Origin of the sequence: Nitrosomonas nitrosa (assembly GCF_003051105.1) — a bacterium.
GTDB lineage: Bacteria > Pseudomonadota > Gammaproteobacteria > Burkholderiales > Nitrosomonadaceae > Nitrosomonas > Nitrosomonas nitrosa.
In genome coordinates, this window is sequence record NZ_QAOO01000056.1 from 1 (window position 1) to 5,325 (window position 5,325).

The window sequence follows — 5,325 nt, forward strand, 5'->3', positions numbered from 1 at the left end:
GCAATAAAACAACCTCATCCGCAACAAACTGACAAGAATTTTAATAACTATAATCTTTTGAAGTAACCCACCCTATTGCGTGACCAGTGTTTGTAACTGGTCACGCATTTTTGTTTTTATGAGCTTTTAGCGCTATTCTCTATAAAACATTGCTCCATAGAGTAATAATAGGGATGAAATTAAAAGAGAATTGAAAGTTAGCGGCATATCGTTTATAAATAGTATCGCAGATTATCTACTGCTCAAATTTTGTAAAGCAATACATGACAGAGGAGACAATAGGTTTTAGTATTGACTGAAAAGTGGGCGTTGTTTAACTTCTGGAAGTACTGTTGATACTACTTCCCCTCTGAATTTTGCAGAAGTTTTTGACTATCATCAATGCTCTCTTCGATTAGCTGTCACTATCAGAGTTTAGCCACTTACTCGCTTTAGGCGCCACTTCAATAAGGTGCTAAATGCATGAATGATACAAATGAAGAGCAAGTAATCTAATGCGCATGAAAGAGGTGCTGCTAGCTTTAATACTGATTTTTGCAGCCAAAACCGTGATGGCTGATTGGTCTTTAGTAGATAAAAGTGCTGATGATTCAGTAACAATCTATATCGATTATGACGCCATTCAGGAAACAGAAGGCACAGTTAAAATGTGGTCACTTGGAGACTTTAAGGCTGCGAAAGAATTCGGTGGTATTGAGTTCTTATCTTCAAAATATCAAAAAGAGTACGACTGCAAACAAGAGCAGGCGAGAATGCTTGCATTCACGTTGTTCAGTTCGAATATGGGGGAGGGCCAGGTAGTTTATTCGAATAGTGATCCGGATAACTGGGAGCCTATATCACCCGGAAGTGTTTCGCAGACCCTCTTAGAAACAGCTTGCGAGAAATTATCTGAGTGAATTAGGGTGGTTAAAAAGAATCAACCACGGAATGTGTAAATTTAGACTCTTTTGATTATGTATTTCGTTGCGATAATCATAGAGTTTCGGGTTATTCGACTGGTATCCGAATGAGAGATGATCCTATTGGTTATCTTTGTTCAGCACAAAACTTCCTGATTTGTCATTTACCTGAACTTGATAGATCCCTTCCAGTAAACCGTATACATCTAGCGGTATAGCTGTCTCAAATGGCTCTAAGACCGCAATGCAAGTAGTGCCTGCTGGAGGTGATGTCATATTGACTGCTATCTCAAAACGGTTGTCGACATAGCGCTTATTGATCGGCCCGAGGCGATAACAAGGTGTAGGGAGATAACCCACTACCGCAACATGAATTTGCACTGGAAAGCTTTCTAGTATTTTTACCTCAATTTCTTCAATAAATGCCCATTGGGCTTCATTTGCTTGTAACAAATCCCATCGTCCATCAGGAGCTAGACTGAATTCAGCATTTTGATATTTTCCCACTTGCTCAGGTGCGTCAACTCGAGGGATTTTGAGAATATTATTTTGGAAACTGGGTGCTTCTTCAGCTAAGGCATCACAAAAATACAAGCCGCAAATCACAATTAGAGCTTTCAGATATCTATTCATAATAGTTTTTACCAACATATATTATTTTATATTATCAGTATGTTATATACGTTATAAGCTACTCAAACCACAGGAAGGAGCTATAAGTGTACAGAGTATAGCTCGGCTGTGTGAATAATACGAGAAAGTTCGAAGGACATGCGTATTGTCGTGATTGTCAAAAAATGACCACTTTAGAGCGAATGCTTCAACAGTCCAATGAAAGAAAGCTGAAATCCAGGGCCTATCCAAAATTTTACACTTCGAGTTTTAGGACTGCAGGCTGCGGGAGTACATGCTGATTACCTGGAAGCGCTGAGTATCCTCGCAGCTATCAACTAGCACAGTAAAATGAGGCAAAGGGAGAGAGAGGGTAAAATAGAGAGATAGAAACAAACTCGTAATAGTGGGATTCCTATACCAAAGTGATGCAATCCACCAATCACAATCATCCCGTTAGCAGTGCTACATTACGTGGGAATACATGAGAAGAGAAGATTATATCGGGGGTTAGCAATCATTGATAAATGGCATGAAATCGCAAGCAGACTTGAAATCTATGAAAAAAGATGCCTGAATGCGGTGAAACGATAAGCTGTTAATTATCGACCGGCTCAGAACAAAAGAGTAAATTTCCAGCAGTGCTGCAAGTTTAAATCTCAGGGCAACCCTTATTTTGTGAGAGCCAAAAAGTATTACACTTGGTAGTCACAAGAAAAGTTTAAAATGGAAAAGTAAATTAATCTATTAAGATAGGAAGATCTATAATTTATCAGGGGGTAAAGCTAGTTCATTATTGTATTTTTGTTTAAAAGATTACGAGGAGGGGCTATGAATTATCGTCAAAAGAAACTATCACGTCGTGAGTTAATCAAGTATATAGTTCTTGGTGCTACCATACCTTATGTTTGGGGAGATGCTTACAAAGCCGAAGCAGCCAAAGCATCGAAAGCATTAATGAAGTATCAAGATAAGCCAAATGGGAGCGAAAAGTGTAGTAATTGTATACAATTCATTCCTGGAGATACTTCAGACGCTAATGGCGAATGTAAAGTTGTAGCTGGTAGCATCAGTCCTCAAGGCTGGTGCACTGCTTTTTCTCCGAAATCATAAACGGTTAAATAGATTTTAATATCTCATATATAAGCGAGTAAACCACGGTGCAGAATCTATCAAGATTAATTGTTATGTTCCTTGTAACCAGTATTCTTACCGGTTGCGCGGCATTGATTGGAGCCGGTGCAGCTGGCGGTGCTTATGAATACCAAAACAAGCAGCAGCTGAATAAGCTTGAAGAGGACCTTAAGTCAGGGAACATTGACTACAGTGAATACCTTAAACGAAAAAAACTAATCGAGGAAGGATCAATTATCTACTGAAATTTATTAGTGGTGACCCCTTTGGGTAATGAGATGGCGGATTGGGTCGGAGTAGCGGATTGCACCTGATATCTTGACGCAATCGATTTGGTTGCCGTAGATATTCATGTAAAACATTCACCTTTAGGTTTTCAGGTTAGCAAGCCACATGTAAGTTTATTGGAAGGTGTTTACTTTAGAGTTTGCCGATGATATTTCAGGTCGATCGTTACCTTACACCTATATTCACACCACTGCTGCTATTAATTTTATGGCCCTCTGAAGAGTATCTTGCACGGGTTCTTTAATTGTTCCCCAAATGGCAGCGCGCATTCAATTTTTGGATGGATGCTGTATTCGCTCCATGTCTTCTCGGTAATACTGATTGTCTAGGCTCGGCCTTAGAGCTTCTAAATTTCAACTTGGTAAACGATATCCTGTTACATAGAACCACTGGCTTCGACTATGGTCTGGGGAGATAAAGCATTGGCAGCATGACTGAGATGACCCAGGCATTTACCCCTATTTAACTAGAAATAGTCTCTGGTTTTAAGCACTGAAATATCTAGAAATCGCTTTATAATATGTTTGCGTATAATATTAGTGGACGATTAAATTTCACTAGGCAGCAACGACAATTTAAGAAATGGTATGTAACAATATTAATTATGGATGAAGAAAAAAAGTACGATATTGACGTATCAGTTCGGACAGCCTATCTGCCCGAACAATCAGATGAAGATGCAGACCGCCATGTTTTTGCCTATACCATCACTATTTCTAATACAGGCACAGTGGCCTCACAATTAATAAGCCGCCATTGGATCATTACTAGTGGCGATGGTAATGTGCATGAAGTCAGAGGTTTGGGTGTAGTAGGTGAACAGCCATTGCTAAAGCCAGGTGATAGTTTTGAGTATACCAGTGGTACAGCAATTTCATCCTTGGCTGGCTCTATGAAAGGTAGCTATCAAATGGTGGCTGAAGATGGTTTTCATTTTACCGTCGATATCCCTGAATTTATTCTGAGCGTACCAAGAGTGCTCCACTAGCAACTAGTGGAATAATTATTCAATCATTTATATACTTCAAAAAGCGGTAATTGTTTTAATAAATTTACAGAATGACGCCTGGTAAGCTTTTTCTCATACCATCACCCTTGGGCGAAACCAGGCTGGGAAATATTCTTCCAGAGAATGTGCAACGACGAGTTGCCAATCTTCGGCATTTTATCGTTGAACACCCCAAAACCGCAAGGCTGTTTCTTAAACAAATTGAGTGTCATAGGCCGCTGCAAGAAATTGAGATGCAGATACTCAATGAGCACACACGATTTAACGAGATTGAACAATTATTAGCGCCAGTATTCTCTGGATATGATATCGGGCTTTTGTCCGAAGCAGGTTGCCCTGCCATTGCTGATCCAGGAGCGAATCTAGTACACATCGCACATCAAAAAAATGTGACCATAGTCCCTCTTGTAGGACCCTCATCAATTTTTTTAGCATTAATGGCGTCTGGATTTAATGGACAAAATTTCCATTTTCATGGTTATTTACCCGTAAAAGATGATTTGAAGATTAGGGTCATTCACAATTTAGAGGAACAATCTGCCAAAATGAGCCAAACTCAAATTTTTATAGAAGCACCTTATCGAAATCAAAAGCTACTTGAAACACTTGTTAAATATTGTAAAGATGAAACAGAATTATGTATTGCTTCTAACCTGACTTTGGAAAGTGAATATATCATCACTAAGTCAATAAAAACATGGAAATCTAATCTCCCCGATATCAATAAAAAGCCAACTGTTTTTCTGTTATCTAATTCAAATATTTTTTAGCCTGTAAAACCGCCTTTCTTGTCCGAGAAAAATGCTTTTTCTCTAACAAGCAAGCGTTACGCTGTAACGCAGACGCCCCCCCAAAAAATGCACAAATTTTGAATCAAAATTTCGCCGGAATTTCCTACGCTAAGTCCATGAATTTCTCCAGTATTTTTATCTACAGAACAAAAAAAATCACTCGGACTTTTCGCATGGTTTACCAAGGGCATTTTGAGGGTGTCTGATTTAGGGTTTTCTGGGAAACAATCAGCGGGATTTTTGCGTTTTTCCACAAATCGAGAAAAGCAGCTAATTGCGTATAATGTATATTATGTAAAATTGACCGTAGAAAACGCTTCCGTCGGAAATGCGATTTCTTATCTGATTTGATCTATCGGTTGTTGAGTTTTTTTGAGCCAAAACACTTACCGGGCTAATCAATACCCTGCCTGACTGGAAACGCCTGAATCACGTTCAGGCGTTTTTTATTTTGCAAGCGTGATCAGGATAACGTCCGGTATTGTTTTATTTGATGGCTCTTCAGGAAAATTTGTGGGTAATGCTATAACGAATATGTAACAAAGGCGCTAGTTTTTTGGGTTTTTGAGGTAAGAGGTGTGCATCCTGT

General features: G+C 39.1%; 6 protein-coding genes. 5 read left to right on the plus strand and 1 reads right to left on the minus strand.

Annotated elements, in window-relative coordinates; translation table 11 throughout:
- Positions 1–494: 494 nt before the first annotated feature.
- Complete coding sequence (locus C8R30_RS15285; RefSeq protein WP_107790525.1) at positions 495–899, plus strand: surface-adhesin E family protein; 405 nt, start codon at positions 495–497, stop codon at positions 897–899.
- A 123-nt stretch (positions 900–1,022) separates the two neighbouring features.
- On the opposite strand, the gene C8R30_RS15290 is transcribed toward C8R30_RS15285, so the two are convergent.
- Entirely contained in the window at positions 1,023–1,535 is a 513-nt protein-coding gene (locus C8R30_RS15290) for a hypothetical protein (RefSeq protein ID WP_146156615.1), read from the minus strand.
- A gap of 810 nt (positions 1,536–2,345) precedes the next feature.
- Here C8R30_RS15290 and C8R30_RS15295 point away from each other — a divergent pair.
- The 4 genes from C8R30_RS15295 to C8R30_RS15310 all read left to right on the plus strand — a co-directional run bounded on the left by C8R30_RS15295 (position 2,346) and on the right by C8R30_RS15310 (position 4,715).
- Positions 2,346–2,627 carry a high-potential iron-sulfur protein gene (locus C8R30_RS15295; protein ID WP_090666382.1) on the plus strand — a complete coding sequence of 94 codons (282 nt, stop codon included), beginning with the start codon at positions 2,346–2,348 and terminating at the stop codon, positions 2,625–2,627.
- Positions 2,628–2,701: 74 nt separating this feature from the next.
- A complete protein-coding gene (locus C8R30_RS15300; RefSeq protein WP_107790526.1) occupies positions 2,702–2,893 on the plus strand; it encodes a hypothetical protein in 192 nt (63 codons plus the stop codon).
- A 647-nt stretch (positions 2,894–3,540) separates the two neighbouring features.
- Positions 3,541–3,924 (plus strand): Co2+/Mg2+ efflux protein ApaG, encoded by a 384-nt coding sequence (gene apaG / locus C8R30_RS15305; protein WP_090666377.1) that lies wholly within the window; start codon positions 3,541–3,543, stop codon positions 3,922–3,924.
- Positions 3,925–3,995: 71 nt separating this feature from the next.
- Complete coding sequence (locus C8R30_RS15310; RefSeq protein ID WP_107790527.1) at positions 3,996–4,715, plus strand: SAM-dependent methyltransferase; 720 nt, start codon at positions 3,996–3,998, stop codon at positions 4,713–4,715.
- Positions 4,716–5,325 lie beyond the last annotated feature (610 nt).

What these genes read in the sequence shown, in the direction of transcription:
- C8R30_RS15285 (WP_107790525.1), top strand. Translation starts at nt 495, where the DNA reads ATGCGCATGAAAGAGGTGCTGCTAGCTTTAATACTGATTTTTGCAGCC.
- C8R30_RS15290 (WP_146156615.1), bottom strand. Translation starts at nt 1,535, where the DNA reads ATGAATAGATATCTGAAAGCTCTAATTGTGATTTGCGGCTTGTATTTT.
- C8R30_RS15295 (WP_090666382.1), top strand. Translation starts at nt 2,346, where the DNA reads ATGAATTATCGTCAAAAGAAACTATCACGTCGTGAGTTAATCAAGTAT.
- C8R30_RS15300 (WP_107790526.1), top strand. Translation starts at nt 2,702, where the DNA reads ATGTTCCTTGTAACCAGTATTCTTACCGGTTGCGCGGCATTGATTGGA.
- apaG (WP_090666377.1), top strand. Translation starts at nt 3,541, where the DNA reads ATGGATGAAGAAAAAAAGTACGATATTGACGTATCAGTTCGGACAGCC.
- C8R30_RS15310 (WP_107790527.1), top strand. Translation starts at nt 3,996, where the DNA reads ATGACGCCTGGTAAGCTTTTTCTCATACCATCACCCTTGGGCGAAACC.